Source organism: Mesorhizobium sp. PL10 (assembly GCF_053714315.1).
Window position 1 is genome coordinate 1 of sequence record NZ_JBSKBR010000030.1, and the last position, 15,044, is coordinate 15,044.

Consider the following 15,044-nt stretch of genomic DNA (forward strand, 5'->3'; position numbering starts at 1 on the left):
CCAGTCGAGCCCGTCGCTCCAGTGGAGCCAGTCGCCCCGGTATCACCTGTTGCTCCGGTCGAGCCGGTCGCTCCGGTATCGCCGGTTGCACCAGTAGAACCTGTCGCTCCCGTATCGCCGGTCGCACCTGTGGCTCCGGTAGCACCAGTTGCGCCAGTCGAGCCCGTCGCGCCAGTCGCTCCGGTATCACCGGTTGCTCCGGTCGAGCCTGTCGCACCAGTAGAGCCGGTGGCACCAGTCGATCCTGTCGCTCCCGTGTCGCCAGTTGCACCTGTTGCGCCTGTCGCCCCGGTCGATCCAGTCGCTCCGGTGGAGCCGGTCGCACCAGTAGAACCTGTCGCTCCCGTATCGCCAGTCGCACCTGTGGCTCCGGTTGCACCAGTCGAACCAGTTGCGCCAGTGGCGCCCGTTGCACCGGTCCCACCCGAAGCACCCGTGTCGCCGGTCGCACCTGTTGCACCGGTCGAGCCAGTCGCACCAGTAGAGCCTGTTGCACCAGTCGCGCCAGTCGCACCGGTCCCGCCCGAAGCACCTGTCGAGCCAGTCGCACCTGAAGCGCCTGTCGCACCAGTAGCGCCCGTCGCGCCCGTTGGTCCGGTCGCACCTGCGCCAGTCGCACCCGTGGCTCCAGTCGCCCCTGCAGGTCCTGTCGGGCCGGTCTGCCCCACTTGGCCAATATCGTAAGATCCTGTTTGGAACGTGTCGCCATTTACACCATTATTTACATGTCCATTGTTAGGATTAACGCCATCCGTAAGAACATACACTCCAGCATTATATGTAAGATGTGCATAAACGTCGTTGCCGTTGCTGACAACGTCATAATTATCGCCAATATTTGGGATTGTCACGGTAACCTCAAATACAGTTGCTCCATCGACCGGACCAGGCGGTAGAACGAAACTGCCGACAATCACGTGAGGACTAACAGAAGTATCGACAAGATAGAATGTATTGATACTGCTACTGGTGCTTCCGGTAATAGTACCGTGCAGCGTCAGATTACCTGAGGCAAGCAATCCGGCGTAACGTGCCACCCCGTAGGCACTCAGCGGCGGTAGCGCATTCGCGCGGACAACCAAATCCCAGGCACCGCCCAAAGCGGCCGCGCCAACCATCGACCTCGAGGCACAAACAACCACGCCGACGGCCCGTTCCAGCGCCGCCACGAATTTCTCGCCGGTGTCGCCCGCAGCCGTCTCGCAACTCCACAGCCGCAACTCGCCGTCCGCCGCAATCGCCCTGCCGATTGCGGCGAGATTCTCAGCCTCTTCCTCCAATGTGGCGAATGACCAGCCTCCCGCGGCGAATTGAACCCGTCCCGGCGCGCCATGCGCCATTATGTGGATCGCATCGAGGCTTTCGTGCCCTGCGAGCGCCGCAGCGATCTGCTGCGCCGCCGGTCGGTGGCCGTCCAGCACGACAGCTTGGACTTGCGGTCGCAGATTGCCGAGCACTGTCTGGAGGTCGGAGACTGAAGGATCGACAAAAAGAACTTCAGAGGCACGGGCCATGACTGGCTCCTGTTGGCTTCGAATTCAGTTCGAGGGAAAGCCGCCCACCGGCTTGGCCGGCGAGCGGTCAGGAGAGGGGGATTTGGGCGCGGTCATCTTCCTGACGGGCCGACGGCACCGTCGAGACGTTCGACAGCGGGGCTCTCTACGCGGAGGAAGCTGCAGGCCTGGAAATTCCCGCCATGGTCAAACGTGCCAATCGCAAACGAACCGGCTGCGGCCGGAACCTTGACGGTGACGGCGACGGCGAGGCTTCGTTTGACGGCCTTGGGAAGAATGACCTGACCGACGATGGCGCTCTTGGCCGTGTCCAGGATAAAATATGGCACATTTTCGGTCGTGTCGCCGATGGGCAAGACGCCTCTAACGGCAACTTCCATGACCGCAAACCCTGCTATGTAGCTCATCATCTTCTCCTTGGTCGCCAACGGCCGTGCCGCAGCTTCTCTTGGTTCGTACCCTTGGATTTCAATCGCTGGTTTCAATCGCTGCCGAGCGCGGGCGCTCGATGAGGTGAGCGTGGCGTTCGCAGGCGCGCGGCGGTCCACGGGACGCCGAAGAATACCCGTCAATCGCGGGGCAATCCTTGCTGGCGGCCAGGTGCGGATAATTGAGGGATTGATCGAAGCGGAAGCCCGCGCCGCGGGCGCATCGTTTCGTACTTGGTATCACACCAACCACAGCCAACTCCCAACACGCATGTCTCGATTTCTCGACGACAACTTGCGAGGGAACCGACTACTTGCGAGGGAACATCAGGTTGGGAAAACGCTAGACTTGAGTTCAAGGCAGTCCGACGTCTTCGTTGCACGCCACCAAACACTCTCTGCGCCCTCATGCAAAGAAGTGACTTGCTCCAGATACTCTCCTGGCTTCGCAGACCGCGCGAACCGACAGGCCTACTGCCCGGTCCACGGCAACCCTCCACATATGTAAGACATTAGTAAATTATAAAATTAGCAACTTGTAAATAACCTGTTTACGATTTGTTAATTGCGCAATCACGACTGACTATCTTGGCAAACATCGAGATGGCGCGCATGCGGCCAAATGCATCGGAAAATCCGGGGCTTAAAGATGCTCCACCTCGTAGCGACGAAGCCTTGATATTGCGGCGGAGTTTTTCGCGTGAGCGATTGAACCCGATTGGAAGGTTTGTTCGCCCCCTTCGTCCAAGGCAACCGCGAGGCCTTGCTGGGATGAAAAGTGCTGGCTAACAATGGACGGCGCTGGGGTCGCATTTGCAAAGGAAGGGATGAGCGTAACTTTGGAACAGAGGTCATGCAAATGGCCGAGGCAGGGGGAAATGCACATCCGGCATGGAGGTCGGACGCGTCCGCATCGGAACGGATCGCTGTCCCAATTGACACCCTGGCACAGATGTGACCGCCTGCAGTCCTGCGCGGAGCCAACAGTCAGCTCATGAGAAACGGCAAGCGCCTCTGCCTCAACATGATCGTCAAGAACGAGATGGCGAACCTTCAACGCTGTCTCGGTGCGGTTGTCGACCATATAGACTGCTGGGTAATCGGCGACACCGGCTCGACCGATGGGACCCAGGATTTCGTCAAATCGTTCTTCGCTGCTCGCAACCTGCCGGGCGAGTTGCACGAATTCCCGTTTCATAATTTCGAGCAGGCGCGCAACGCGGCGCTCGATCACGCCTATGCCTCGCCGCTCGCTTATGACTATCTGCTGTTCGACGACGCCGACATGGAGTTGATGGTCGAGGACGCTGGCTTCCGCGAGCGGCTCGACGGCCCGGGCTACCGGCTGCTGCAGCGCTCGGATTCCGGCCTCGCCTATTGGAACACGCGCCTTGTCAAACGCGACGCCGGTGCACGCTACCATGGCGTGACCCACGAGTATCTCGACGTGCCCGGCGGCGTGCAGGAACTGAGGGGTGCCTGGTACAAGGACCACGCCAGCGGCTCGAACCGGGTGGACAAGTTCGAGCGCGATGCCAGGCTTTTGCTGGAGGCCCTTGAGAAGGATCCGGAAAATCAGCGCTACTGGTTCTACCTCGCGCAATCCTACCGCGACGCCGGGCGGACGGCGGAGGCAGCAGTGGCCTATGCCAAGCGCGCCGCGATGGGCGGCTGGGACGAGGAGGCGTGGAACGCACGGTTGCAAGAGGCGCGCTGCCTGCGCAAGCTCGGCGACGAGGCTGGCTTCGTTCAACAGGCGCTCGCCGCTTTCAATCAACGGCCGCAACGCGCCGAACCGCTCTATGATCTGGCACGGTTTTACCGCGAGAAGGGGGTGAACGATGCCAGTGTGTTGTTCTCCGAAGCAGGGCTGGCGATCAAGCGGCCGGAGCAGGACATCCTGTTCATCGAGGATTTCGTCTACACGACAGGCTTGCGCGAAGAGTATGCGATCGCGGCGAATTATGCGCACGACCCGGTGCGCAAGGATCGCGGTTTCGCGATGTGCAACTGGCTGGCGCTGGACCGTAGCATCGCCTACGAACACAGGGAGTTAGCGCGATCGAACCTGTTTTTTTATCTGCAGCCCGCCAAGACAACGATGCCATCGTTCAGCGCGCGCCCTCTCGGCTTCACCCCCCCTGACGGCTACCGGCCAAGCAGTCCGTCAGTAACGCGATTGGGTGCTCAGATCGTCCTGGTTCAGCCGACCGTTACCTACACACCGAACGGAGATGGCCGGGCTGATACACCCAACGAGACGCCGAGCCGAACGCGCAATTTCCTCGTTCATCTGAATGAAGATCTGGTGGTGCAGTCAGCCGCGGAGATTCTGGCGCCGGCCGACCTGCCAGAACCGGGCTTCGAGGCCATTCGCCTGTTTGCCCGAGGCGAACAGCTGTGGACCGTCGCATGCTCGCACGCGTTGATGGCAGACAGCTGGTGGGAACCTATTATTGCACGCCTTGACGGCCGCCAACCTAACGCATACCAAATGACCGAATGGCGTGTGCTCCACCCCTTGGGTCAGAAGCTCCACGACACCAGCTGGATGCCCCTTATCAAGCCGGCTGGCATCGATACCGACAATGAGCAGCTGCAGTTCTTTTGTGCGGGAGATCCCGTCCGCATCGTCGACGATATGGGGCAAACGATCTCGGAGACCGTGCCTGCTGTCTGTGCCGACCAATTCAGGGGGAGCACGCAGGCGATCGTGTTCGACGGCGGGTGGCTGGCACTCATTCGCGAGGGGCGCGCGCGGCCGAACGAGACTCGGCCAACCTACCAGCACCGCTTCGTCTGGTTCGACGACGCAGGGCGCCTGGGGAAAGTCAGCCGACCATTCTTCTTCAACGACAAGGGGAGCGAATTTGCAGCCGGCCTCACCTGGCATCCCAATGAGGAACAACTGCTGATTTCCTATGGCGTAAGCGACAGCGAATCCTGGATCGCGACCGTCAATGAGACGGAAGTGAGGGGTATGCTGGAAGATGCACAGCTACCATCCGCTGCGTCGGGAACGGAGGTCAGCGCCTCGAACGCTGCGAGCAGCGTCGCCAAAGCCACACATTTTGCTGCGTCGCCGCGCCAACCTGAAAAACCATCGATTCCACGAACCTTCCATTTCATCACAGGTCTGGATGGAAATTTCGGGGGCAAGCCGTTTTCGTTCATTCATTACATGGCGATACGATCGGCGTTGCAGGTGAATCAGGGTTTCCGAGCGAAAGTGTATTACCATCACGAGCCCAGCGGGACGTATTGGGATGCGATAAAGGGAGATGTGGAACTCATCTGCGTCGAGTTGCCAACCGAGGTGTTTGGCAACCCGGTCGAGCATTTCGCCCACAAGGCGGACGTTCTGCGATTGCGGATTTTGCTCGAGCAAGGCGGCATCTATCTTGATCTTGATACGATCTGCCAACGCCCGTTCGAACCGCTACTCGATGGTCGCGTCGTCATGGGACGTGAGGAAGGAGCTCAGAACGACGGCTCCAGGAGGACGGTAGGCTTGTGCAACGCCACTATCATAGCGCCGCCGAATGCCGAATTCCTCCGCCTGTGGTACGAGGCCTATCGCAACTTCACGGGCGGCACGGTCGGCGACGCTTGGAACAAGTTCTCGGTCCAGGTCCCGATGGAACTCGCGAAGGAACGCCCGGAATTGCTCCGCATTGAACCTGCCGCGTCATTCTTCTGGCCCGGCTGGGACCAGGCAAGCCTGGAAGACATGTTCTCAAAAGATCGCGAGTTCCCAGAAGCGTTCTCGTTTCATCTATGGGAGTCGCAATCGTGGCCGTTGGCGAAGGACCTCGATGCGAACGCCGTCATGGAGGTCGACACCACCTATAACAAGATCGCGCGAAGGTTTGTCGCGTCCAGCGACTCTACCGAAGAACTCAAGCGGCACTTCTCGCTAATCTATGAAAAACATGGTTGGGGACGGGGAAGCGGTGTCGGGTCCGCACCTGACAAGACCGTGGAGTACCGGGATTTCCTCCAACGGTTCATGACACGAAACGACATCCGCACCGTCGTGGATCTCGGTTGTGGTGATTGGCAGTTCTCGCGCTATGTAGATTGGAGCGGGGTAAGTTATGTCGGAATCGATGTCGTTTCGTCGGTAATTGAGCGCAATCAACGCGAATTTAGCAGCGGCAAGATTGCGTTTGAAACATTCAAATCTCTCGAAAAGCTTCCGCCCGCCGACCTTCTCATTTGCAAGGACGTTCTGCAGCACCTTCCGAATAAGACCGTGATGCAATATCTGGCGGCATTTCGGAACAAATACAAATTCGCGCTCATCACCAACGACGAAGAACCGGCGCAGCTCCAGAACACCGATATCGAGGTTGCAGGATGGAGGACGCTCCGATTGGACCGCGAGCCTTTCAGCGAACAGGGCGCGAGCGTCTTCTCTTGGACGGTTCTCGGGGGATCTGCGTCAACGAAGAAGTCGACCTTTTTACTCCTCGGCGACGCCTTGAGTGCAGACGCGGTGTGTAGTCCCGACATTTTTCTTGGGTCCTCGACTTTCAAGCGCAAGTCCGGGAGTGGCGCCCCTTGAAAATCGCCGTCTACACGATCGCCCTTAATGAGGCTGCTCATGTAGAGCGTTGGGCTATGTCGGGGGTCGAAGCCGACTACCGCATCGTTGCCGACACCGGTAGTTCCGACGACACCGTACAGCGTTTGGAACGGGCGGGCGTCACGGTGCACAGGATTGCCATTCGACCGTGGCGCTTCGATGACGCGCGGAACGCCGTCTTGGCGTTGGTCCCGGCCGATGCCGACGTGTGCATCACCATGGATATGGATGAATTCCTTGAACCTGGCTGGCGGCCAAAGTTGGAAGCCGCGTGGAGTCCCGGAACGACAGCGATCTGGTGTCGTTCTTCGCGGCGTTCGCGCCTCGACGACCCCGCACCACGAACGTGGCGAGCCAAAAAAATTCATGCCCGCTGGGGATATCGGTGCAAGCGCGCCGTCCACGAAACACTGTACTTCACCGGTGAGCGGGAGGTGACGCAGGCTTGCGACGACATAGTAATAGCAGAGCTTCAAGACCATACCAAGATTACACGCAGACAATATCTCCCACTCATGGAGCAGGTTCACAAGGAAGATCCCGAGGATGCGCAGATCTGCTTCTGGCTGGGACGAGACTTGATGTGGGCTGATCAGCACGATCGGGCCGTCCAACTCCTTGAGCGCTACTTGGAGTTGCCGACAAGCACATGGGACGAAGAACGATCCGAGGCCATGCGCTACATCGCGCGCATGCGGCCAGAACAAAGGTTGTCCTGGCTGGACAAGGCTCGGATCGAAGCGCCGCACCGCCGTGAGATCTGGGCCGACCTGGCCGAAGAGCTCCACGGCAAAGACGACTGGTTGAATCTGTTTTGGGCTTGCACCAACGGTATCGAGAAGACGCACCGCACCGGAAGCTATCTGGACGATCCGAACTGCTGGGGCTTTCGATTGTTTGACCTCGGCGCCATCGCATCATGGCACCTGAATGCGATGGACCAGGCCGTCGAGTGGGGTAGGAAAGCGGTTGAGCTTGATCCAACCAATGAGCGTCTTTCGAACAATCTGAATTTCTTCATTCGGCGGCGGGACGAGTACCGGACATGAGACGTCAAATCACCGCTTGGCGAAGACGCCCCGCTCAGGCTGGGCGCAAGCTCCTCACGTATTTATCCGCACTGATGCTTCGGGCCGTTCGTCGCTTATCGCCAGCGGTGGCAGGCACACATACGCCTTGAGTGACGGCATCACCCCATTCATCAGGCAATCAATTCCTGCATTGTTCAGCCTCAGTCCGAAACCGGCAAAATCGACGATCATTGGTCGTATCGGAAGGCACCAATCCAACAGTGCACGCGCGCCGCGAGGCGAGACCGAATAACAGATGGTTCCCAGCAGATAATGTGCACGGAGCAGAACTGGTTCGATTTCCGCCTCCTGGAAATCCGCAACGTGCGTCATTACTTCGCCAGAGAAAAACTCCAACCTTGCACCAGTTCCGCCCGGAAGGGCGTTCAGCCACGCGTAGCATCGCAGGTTTGCGCTCCACAGGATAAAGTCCCAGTCGGCTCCAGCCTTCGACAAGAGCGAATTGGTATGTCGCTCGAATTGGTGCGAGATGATCGCGTCGTCTTCGGCGACCGTTATCACTTTATGGCGTGCGACAGCTTCTTTCCACAGCGTCACGTGCGAAATAGCACAGCCCAAACTGCCGGCTGTATAATCTAGATCCGGCGTGATGATCTTGTTCCTCACCAGCCGATCGCGATCAACTGACTTACCGTCGACCCCAGAGAACCTCCGAGTGTTGTGGAGATGCGAGTTTAACTTGTGAAATATATCTAGGCGCCCGGCGCTGCGATCGAGATTGATGACATGAATTTCATCTATCATGCTTTTAGACCTGTTTCGAAATCGACGGTTTGCGCATTCGTTCACTCCCATCGCACGAGCCAGTTCGCAGCAAGGCGGCCATTTGAGGACAGGTACAAGTCTAGCTTGTTTGGTCATAGCTGGCGAGATGCCCGGATGACAGGCTGAGCTTGGATGATTTGCTCCGCGCAACAGGAGAGTTTATGACGCGGCGAGAGTTGGCAGTTGGCGTCGTTGTTGTGGCAGGATCGGCGGCCGCAACAGGAGGGCTTTGGGCCAGCTTGGAGATCAACTCGGCCATGCCGCCACCCCCAAATAGGCCTTCTGCGACCCTTCTTTCGGCCCCCATCGAGCTTTCCGGCAGCTGGGGCCGCATGCTTGAGGGCGCGGCTGATCAGGTCGTCGAACGCATGCGGCATGCGTGCCTTGACGGCGTCCGCCTGCTGTCCGACCGCCAGCCGACGCGGCTGCGTATCGACGAGCACACTTCCGGCACGCCGGCCATCTGGCTGCATCCGGACGGCAGCAGCATGGCCTGGATCATCGTCGATATCGGTGAGCGCGACTGGTCGAAGCTCGCCTACCAGTTCGGCCATGAGCTCGGCCATGTGCTCTGCAACAGCTGGCAGCCGGACGCCAAGCCGGCGCCGCCCTGCCAATGGCTCGAGGAGGCGTTGGTCGAGGCCTCCTCGCTGCGCGGTCTCGGTCGCTTGGCAAAGGACTGGAAAGTGAATCCGCCCTTCGCCGGCGACAACGCCTTCGGCGATGCCATCGCCCGGTACCGCCAGGACATCATCGATCGCTATGCGGCGCTCGCTGAAAGCCAGGGGCTCACGCGCGACGCCGCTGCGTGGTTCGCCAACCACCGCGGCGAGATCGAAATGCCCGCCCTCAATCCGTTTGCCCAGGCAATGTCACTGACCATCCTCGCCGAATACGACCGTGCGCCGGACTGCATCGAGGCGTTGGGCGCACTCAACCGTTGGCCCGGTCGAACTGGTATTCCCATCGCCGAATATCTCCGACGATGGGAACAGAGCTGTACGGAATTGGAGGCCTCGCCGCACCTGCCGCTCCGCTTGCAGGATATGTTCGCGCAAGCGTTCAAGTAAAAGTAGGTGCAAGAGAGAGCTGCCGGGCCACGTGCCCTGTTCCATCTAGTGACAGGCGGATTCGCAGCGGCGCTGACAGGCCGGTGATGATGGAGGTGATAGACACGTGATCAAAATCAAATAGTTATTGGAGGTCGTGTCCAAGAACCGCACAGGAACGTTCTCGTCCTGCGAAGCGCGGCGCCGCTATCAGGGTCTTAGCCCGCGCCGAGGCCGATATGCCTCAACTTTCGATGTATTCGTGCTCGAACCCGGCAAATTTGGTAAGAGCCGGCTGATCGAGCACGCGAACACGGCCCTGGCGGAATTCGAGAAAGTTGCGCTCGCGAAGTTCCCGCAGCATTCGATTGACATGAATGGGAGTGAGGCCGAGAGCGTCGGCGAGATCGTACTGGGTGAGCGGGCATTCATAGCAGTTGCGGGTGACAGAGCCGATGCGTTCCAGACGGGCCCTCAGTTCGAGGAACAGATGGGCCGTCCGCGCCAAAGCGCTGCGTCGTCCGACATTGGTGAGATGTTGAGCAACAACTGCCCCATGGTGCACGAGCGTTTCGAGAATAAGGGAGAAAAGATGAGGAGACTTCATGGCGGCAAGGGTAAATGTCTTGCTCGAAGCCACCAACACCAGAAGTTCGGTTTGAGCCACAAACGTTTCAAGAGCGCTGCCTACGGGTGCCTGAAGCAGGACGATGTCGCCCTTCAGTGCAAAATCCAGAATTTGTCGCTGCCCGCCCGCGAGTTCATGAGAAATGCAACCCCAGCCCGACTCGATTATGAATACACGATCGCTGGCCTCGCCTTGATTGACGATGACCGTCTCCGCTGGATAGCGCTTGGGTGTAAACCCCAGCGCCTTGATAAGCGCCATATCGTCGTCGTTAAGACCGACGTACGTTGGACGCTTTTCACTTCCGCGCAAAGGGGGATGTGAAGCATAAGTCATTTAGAACCCCGCCCAAAAATTCCTTTCCCCTCGATGCTATGTACATCAGATTTGATGCGAAGAGTACCCGTTCAATGGTAACTTTCGGGTGCAAGGCGTCGTGACCGCCACTTTTCGTTGCAGTGGTTCCGCTTGCTTGCCGACGCCATGAGTTGAAATCGTTCCGGGGCACCCGGTCAGGCTTTGTTTCTCTTGAAATTTTCCCGCATGGACTCGACTATTTCGCTGGCAGCGGCACAGCTGCGGTTGTCGACTTGATCGGCGGCATTGCGTAGCGTCGTTGAAGCGTCCTTGAGCAATCCTCTGATCTCTGCTGCTGACAACAGATGGGATGCTTCGAGTTCCAACAGCACGGATTCACTAACGTGCAGCGCAGCAAGCGCAACCGCTCTGGGCCGGGTAGCAAGCAGTTTCACGAGGTCACCGCTGGGTCTGGCACGCGATTTTTTTTTTGCCATAGTTGCGTCTCAACCGTTCGGACAAGAAGGTTCACAGGCTCAAAAGTACGACGCCTCGACGAGTTGACCAGCGTTCCAGGATTGGGGGCGTTCGATGCTCTCTTTTAGGCATTTCTTATAAACATACTATCCCGGTTTGCAGCCGCGACACAGGGGAAGGGGATACCGAATTCGCCGTAGCTACCATTTCCCTACCCCCTTGGAGCATCACCCCGGTCACAGCCGGCGGCGGGATTCCGCCCCCGAGGAAAGCGGCCCAGTTCCGGTCAGCCGTAAATCTGCTTCGGAACCGTCTCGCCCCTATCCAAAGCAGACAGCGGGAAAGGTTCGACCTGTCCTCCAGTCTTGTCCAGATACTGCATCAATGCCGTTACCAAGTGGTAGAAGATGCTCGCCGGGACCTCCGTAGCCAGTGACCTTCCGCGCTCGTCAATCCTGTCGACCCACAAGCCAAGCGGTGCCGGATCAATATGCCATCGGAAGAGGCGGGCGACACGAGCTTCGATCTCGGGTTTCAGATCCGGTCCGCCAATGCCGTCCAGGGCGACTGCCGCCTTGACGGCCTCGCATTGCGGCCAGCTGCGGGAGAGCCGGTCGAGGGGCAATCCTTGCCGCGATACCGCTGCATAGGCCAGACCCGTGGCTCGGTTCAATCCGCTGGCGACCGCCGACGAATAGAGCTTCCTTGCGTAGGCTGCCAAGTCCTTCTGCCCGCTCGCTCGCGCGAAATCGACGAGGAGCGAGGCCCATTCGAAATGGTGCCCCGGTTCGGTCCACTGCCCCTCATCACCCGGCATCGGCAGCCAATCGACGTCGAAACGTTCCCCGAGCGTCCAGCTCTCCTGGTCAAAGAAATGGCACCGGAAGAGATCGATCACGCGTGCTGCTCGACGCAGATATGCACGGTCGCCGGTGGCGCCATGCCAGGCAAGGAAGGATTCCAGCATGTGCATGTGCGGATTCGAGAACCGCACTCCCTTCCAGCCGGGGGTCTCGAGGAAACCGTTCAGGCTGTCGTCCTCAAGATGGGAATCGACGAAACGGAATGTCTCTTGCGCAAGCCGCAAGGCATCCTGATGGCCGCATCGGTGAGCATGGGCAAGCGCCAGGAGCACGCAGGAGTGGTCGTAGGCATCCTCCGTCGGGTCAGCCACACTGCCGTTTGCATTCAGCGTGCGCACCCAGCCGCCGCGGTCGGTCCGGCCGTATTTCGCGATGAAGTCGATGCCGTGGTCGATCAGCTTGTCGGCAGGTCCGTCCCAGCCGCGTTCCTTGGCCACCGCGAAAGCATAAATCTGGCGAGCCATCGTCCGCATGCGCTTGGGTTTGCCCAATGGCCTTGCATCGAAACCGAGAGCCTCGTGGAAGCCGCCATGCGCATCGTCGACACCTGCGGTGGACCACAGCGGCAGGGTTTCCTCGAAGAGCCAGTGCTCGACGCGCTTGCGCCATGCCCCGCTGATGATGACCCGGTCTTCCGACGCCGTGAACTTCGTTTCGAGGCGTCCGCTCTTCTCCAACTGCTCGACGACCTTCTTCACGTTCTGGCTGTGGCTGACGGGAGCGACGAATACCGCGTCCGGTGTCGCCACCACCGCCACATCCTTCATTCCGATGACGGTCAGCAGCCTGCCCTGGCTCCTGAGGTATGAGCTGCCGCAATCCATGGCGACGACGTCGCCCATGATGACATTGCCATCGCCGTCCGTCGGGCTAGCTTCGAGCAGCGACTGCCACGATCCAAGGTCGTTCCAGCGGAAGGAAGCCGTAACCATGGCGATCCCGCGCGCACGCTCCATGACTGCGTAGTCGATCGATGTCGACGGGACGGCGGAGTAGAAGCCGTGGGGCAGGTAGATGCCCGACACGTCGGCCCGTGCGGTCTTGTAGGCACGTTCCGCGCTTTCCCATATGTCGGGTCGGAGATCGAGGAATGCTTGCCGCATCGTGTCGGCCCGAAACAGGAAAATGCCGGCGTTCCAGTAGAATCGTCCGGAAGACACATATTGGTCGGCTGTCTCTGCATTGGGCTTTTCGACAAAACGAGAAACGGCGGCAGCTCCGTCACCATTAGGCGAAACCTCGATGTAGCCGTACCCGGTTTCGGCGTGCGTCGGCTTGATGCCGAACACGACAATGCTTCCTGAATCGGCGGCCGGCATGCCCGCGTCAACGGTTTGCCAGAATTGCGTTTCGGTCGATATCTCATGGTCGGAGGGGACCACAAGCACCAGCGCGTCGCCGCCATGGCCGCAGATCGTGTGCAGGGTGGCTATGGCGACCGCTGCGGCTGTATTGCGGCCAACGGGCTCGAAAATCGGTTTGCCCCCGTTCAGGCCGAGCGGACCGATGTCCGAGATAACGCGGTCGGCGTGCCGTTCGGAAGCTATCAGGTAGATCGGCGCCTCACCCTGCGGCCGCGCCTTGAGGCGTCGGACAGTCTTCGCGAGCATGGAGCCGTCGCCCGAAAGGTCATGGAATTGCTTGGGATTGTCCTCGCGCGAGAGCGGCCACAGCCGCGAGCCAACGCCCCCGCTCATGACAAAACTGACGATCCGGTCCGGCATGGTCCAGTTCCTCTCAGAATGTCTGATTGTAGACTCCGACCTCTGGATTGCGGCGCAGCACCGCATCGAGAGCCTCGAACATCTCGCGACGTCGCTCCGGCGACACGGGGCTTTCCACCACGACGACAATTTCCGGTTTGTTCGACGAGGCCCTGACCAGACCCCACGTGCCGTCCCGGGCAACGACACGCACCCCATTCACTGTGACGAGATCAGCCAGCGGCTGGCCGGCGAACTCGATCCCATCCCCCTTCATTCTTGTGAATTCCCCGACAACTTTCGCGACAACCCCGTATTTCACCTCGTCGGGGCAGTGGGGCGACATCGTTGGGGTGCCGAAGGTCAACGGCAGCTCACGGTAGAGGTCGGCGATTGCCTTGCCCGGGTTGCGGTCGAGCATCTCGCAGATGGCGATCGCGGTGAGGAGCCCGTCGTCATAGCCGCGTCCGATCGGCGGGTTGAAGAAGAAATGACCTGACTTCTCGAAACCAGCTATGGCGTTGAGTTCGGCGACGCGCCTCTTGATGTAGGAGTGACCGGTCTTCCAGTAATCCGTCCTTGCACCATTTTGCGCGAGAACGGGGTCCGTCATGAAAAGTCCCGTCGACTTGACGTCGACCACGAAGGCGGATTCCGGGTGCAGCCCGGAAATGTCTCGCGCCAGCATGACGCCGACCTTGTCGGCGAATATCTCGTTACCCTCGTTGTCGACCACGCCACAGCGGTCGCCGTCGCCGTCGAAGCCGAGCCCGACATCCGCACCCGCCTCCAGAACCTTGTCCCGGATAGCATGTAGCATCTGCATATCTTCGGGATTGGGGTTGTAGCGTGGAAAGGTGTGGTCGAGCTCTACGTCCAGCGGGATCACTTCGCAGCCGATGCCTTCCAGCACCTGCGGCGCAAAAGCGCCCGCGGTGCCGTTGCCGCAGGCAGCCACCACCCTCAGCTTTCGACCGAGGTTCTTTCCGGCGGTCAGGTCTTCGATATACCTCTCGCGAAATCCTGGCACGAATTCATAGTTTCCCCCGCCTATGAGATCGAAATCGCCGTCCAGCACGAGCGCTTTCAACGCTGTCATCTCCTCTGGCCCGAATGTCAGAGGCCTTTGCGCGCCCATCTTCACTCCGGTCCAGCCGTTCTCATTGTGGGAGGCCGTCACCATGGCCACCGACGGAGCGTCGAGTGCGAACTGGGCGAAGTAGGCAGTGGGAGATAGTGCCAAACCGATGTCCTTGACGCGCGCGCCGGCCGCCATCAGGCCCGAGACCAGCGCCATCTTGATGGCCATGGAATAACTACGGAAGTCATGGCCGGTGACGATGTCCGGGCCGACACCCATTCGGCGGATCAAGGTGCCGAGCCCCATGCCGATAGCCTGCACGCCCATCAGGTTGAGTTCGGGCTCCCTGTCTGAGCCGGGATGCCCGAACCACCAACGCGCGTCGTATTCCCGGAAGCCAGTGGCTTTGATGAGAGCACTGGTTTCGAAGGTAAATGTGTTTGGCTTGGCTTGGCCGACAATGTTCACGATCGCCGTTTCCGCTCTGCAATTTCGGGCAACAGTCGTAGCACGCCGCCGGACGCGGGCCCCTTCATGAATTCGAGTAGCCCCAACGCCCT

At 59.6% G+C, this 15,044-nt stretch carries 10 protein-coding genes; 3 read left to right on the forward strand and 7 right to left on the reverse strand.

Annotated elements, in window-relative coordinates; translation table 11 throughout:
- Together ACWGTO_RS28880 and ACWGTO_RS28885 are read right to left on the reverse strand one after the other, a co-directional pair.
- On the reverse strand, window positions 1-1,514 hold a 1,514-nt coding region (locus tag ACWGTO_RS28880; RefSeq protein WP_454578190.1), incomplete at its 3' end, for a DUF4347 domain-containing protein.
- Window positions 1,515-1,606: 92 nt separating this feature from the next.
- A complete protein-coding gene (locus tag ACWGTO_RS28885; RefSeq protein WP_454578191.1) occupies window positions 1,607-2,086 on the reverse strand; it encodes a hypothetical protein in 480 nt (159 codons plus the stop codon).
- 850 nt (window positions 2,087-2,936) lie between these two features.
- On the opposite strand from ACWGTO_RS28885, the gene ACWGTO_RS28890 reads away from it, so the two are divergent.
- On the forward strand, window positions 2,937-6,509 hold the full coding sequence (locus ACWGTO_RS28890) for a glycosyltransferase (protein WP_454578192.1): 3,573 nt from the start codon (window positions 2,937-2,939) through the stop codon (window positions 6,507-6,509).
- Window positions 6,506-7,579 (forward strand): tetratricopeptide repeat-containing glycosyltransferase, encoded by a 1,074-nt coding sequence (locus ACWGTO_RS28895; RefSeq protein WP_454578193.1) that lies wholly within the window; start codon window positions 6,506-6,508, stop codon window positions 7,577-7,579. The genes ACWGTO_RS28890 and ACWGTO_RS28895 overlap by 4 nt, the downstream gene beginning before the upstream one ends.
- Before the next feature lie 54 nt (window positions 7,580-7,633).
- Here the strand turns inward: ACWGTO_RS28895 and ACWGTO_RS28900 are convergent, their stop codons facing one another.
- Complete coding sequence (locus ACWGTO_RS28900) at window positions 7,634-8,365, reverse strand: glycosyltransferase family 25 protein (RefSeq protein ID WP_454578194.1); 732 nt, start codon at window positions 8,363-8,365, stop codon at window positions 7,634-7,636.
- A gap of 353 nt (window positions 8,366-8,718) precedes the next feature.
- On the opposite strand from ACWGTO_RS28900, the gene ACWGTO_RS28905 reads away from it, so the two are divergent.
- Window positions 8,719-9,456 (forward strand): hypothetical protein, encoded by a 738-nt coding sequence (locus tag ACWGTO_RS28905; protein WP_454578195.1) that lies wholly within the window; start codon window positions 8,719-8,721, stop codon window positions 9,454-9,456.
- Window positions 9,457-9,679: 223 nt separating this feature from the next.
- Here ACWGTO_RS28905 and ACWGTO_RS28910 read toward each other — a convergent pair whose 3' ends face one another.
- From ACWGTO_RS28910 to ACWGTO_RS28925, 4 genes are all read right to left on the reverse strand, one after another.
- A complete protein-coding gene (locus tag ACWGTO_RS28910; protein ID WP_454578196.1) occupies window positions 9,680-10,324 on the reverse strand; it encodes a Crp/Fnr family transcriptional regulator in 645 nt (214 codons plus the stop codon).
- Window positions 10,325-10,575: 251 nt separating this feature from the next.
- Complete coding sequence (locus tag ACWGTO_RS28915) at window positions 10,576-10,857, reverse strand: hypothetical protein (protein WP_454578197.1); 282 nt, start codon at window positions 10,855-10,857, stop codon at window positions 10,576-10,578.
- 266 nt (window positions 10,858-11,123) lie between these two features.
- Window positions 11,124-13,424 carry an AGE family epimerase/isomerase gene (locus ACWGTO_RS28920; RefSeq protein WP_454578198.1) on the reverse strand — a complete coding sequence of 767 codons (2,301 nt, stop codon included), beginning with the start codon at window positions 13,422-13,424 and terminating at the stop codon, window positions 11,124-11,126.
- Between the two features lie 13 nt (window positions 13,425-13,437).
- On the reverse strand, window positions 13,438-14,952 hold the full coding sequence (locus tag ACWGTO_RS28925) for a phosphomannomutase/phosphoglucomutase (RefSeq protein ID WP_454578199.1): 1,515 nt from the start codon (window positions 14,950-14,952) through the stop codon (window positions 13,438-13,440).
- Between the last annotated feature and the right edge of the window lie 92 nt (window positions 14,953-15,044).

Coding starts and splice junctions, on each gene's coding strand:
- ACWGTO_RS28890 (WP_454578192.1), top strand. CDS start 2,937: ATGAGAAACGGCAAGCGCCTCTGCCTCAACATGATCGTCAAGAACGAG.
- ACWGTO_RS28900 (WP_454578194.1), bottom strand. CDS start 8,365: ATGATAGATGAAATTCATGTCATCAATCTCGATCGCAGCGCCGGGCGC.
- ACWGTO_RS28905 (WP_454578195.1), top strand. CDS start 8,719: ATGCTTGAGGGCGCGGCTGATCAGGTCGTCGAACGCATGCGGCATGCG.
- ACWGTO_RS28910 (WP_454578196.1), bottom strand. CDS start 10,324: ATGGCGCTTATCAAGGCGCTGGGGTTTACACCCAAGCGCTATCCAGCG.
- ACWGTO_RS28915 (WP_454578197.1), bottom strand. CDS start 10,857: ATGGCAAAAAAAAAATCGCGTGCCAGACCCAGCGGTGACCTCGTGAAA.
- ACWGTO_RS28920 (WP_454578198.1), bottom strand. CDS start 13,424: ATGCCGGACCGGATCGTCAGTTTTGTCATGAGCGGGGGCGTTGGCTCG.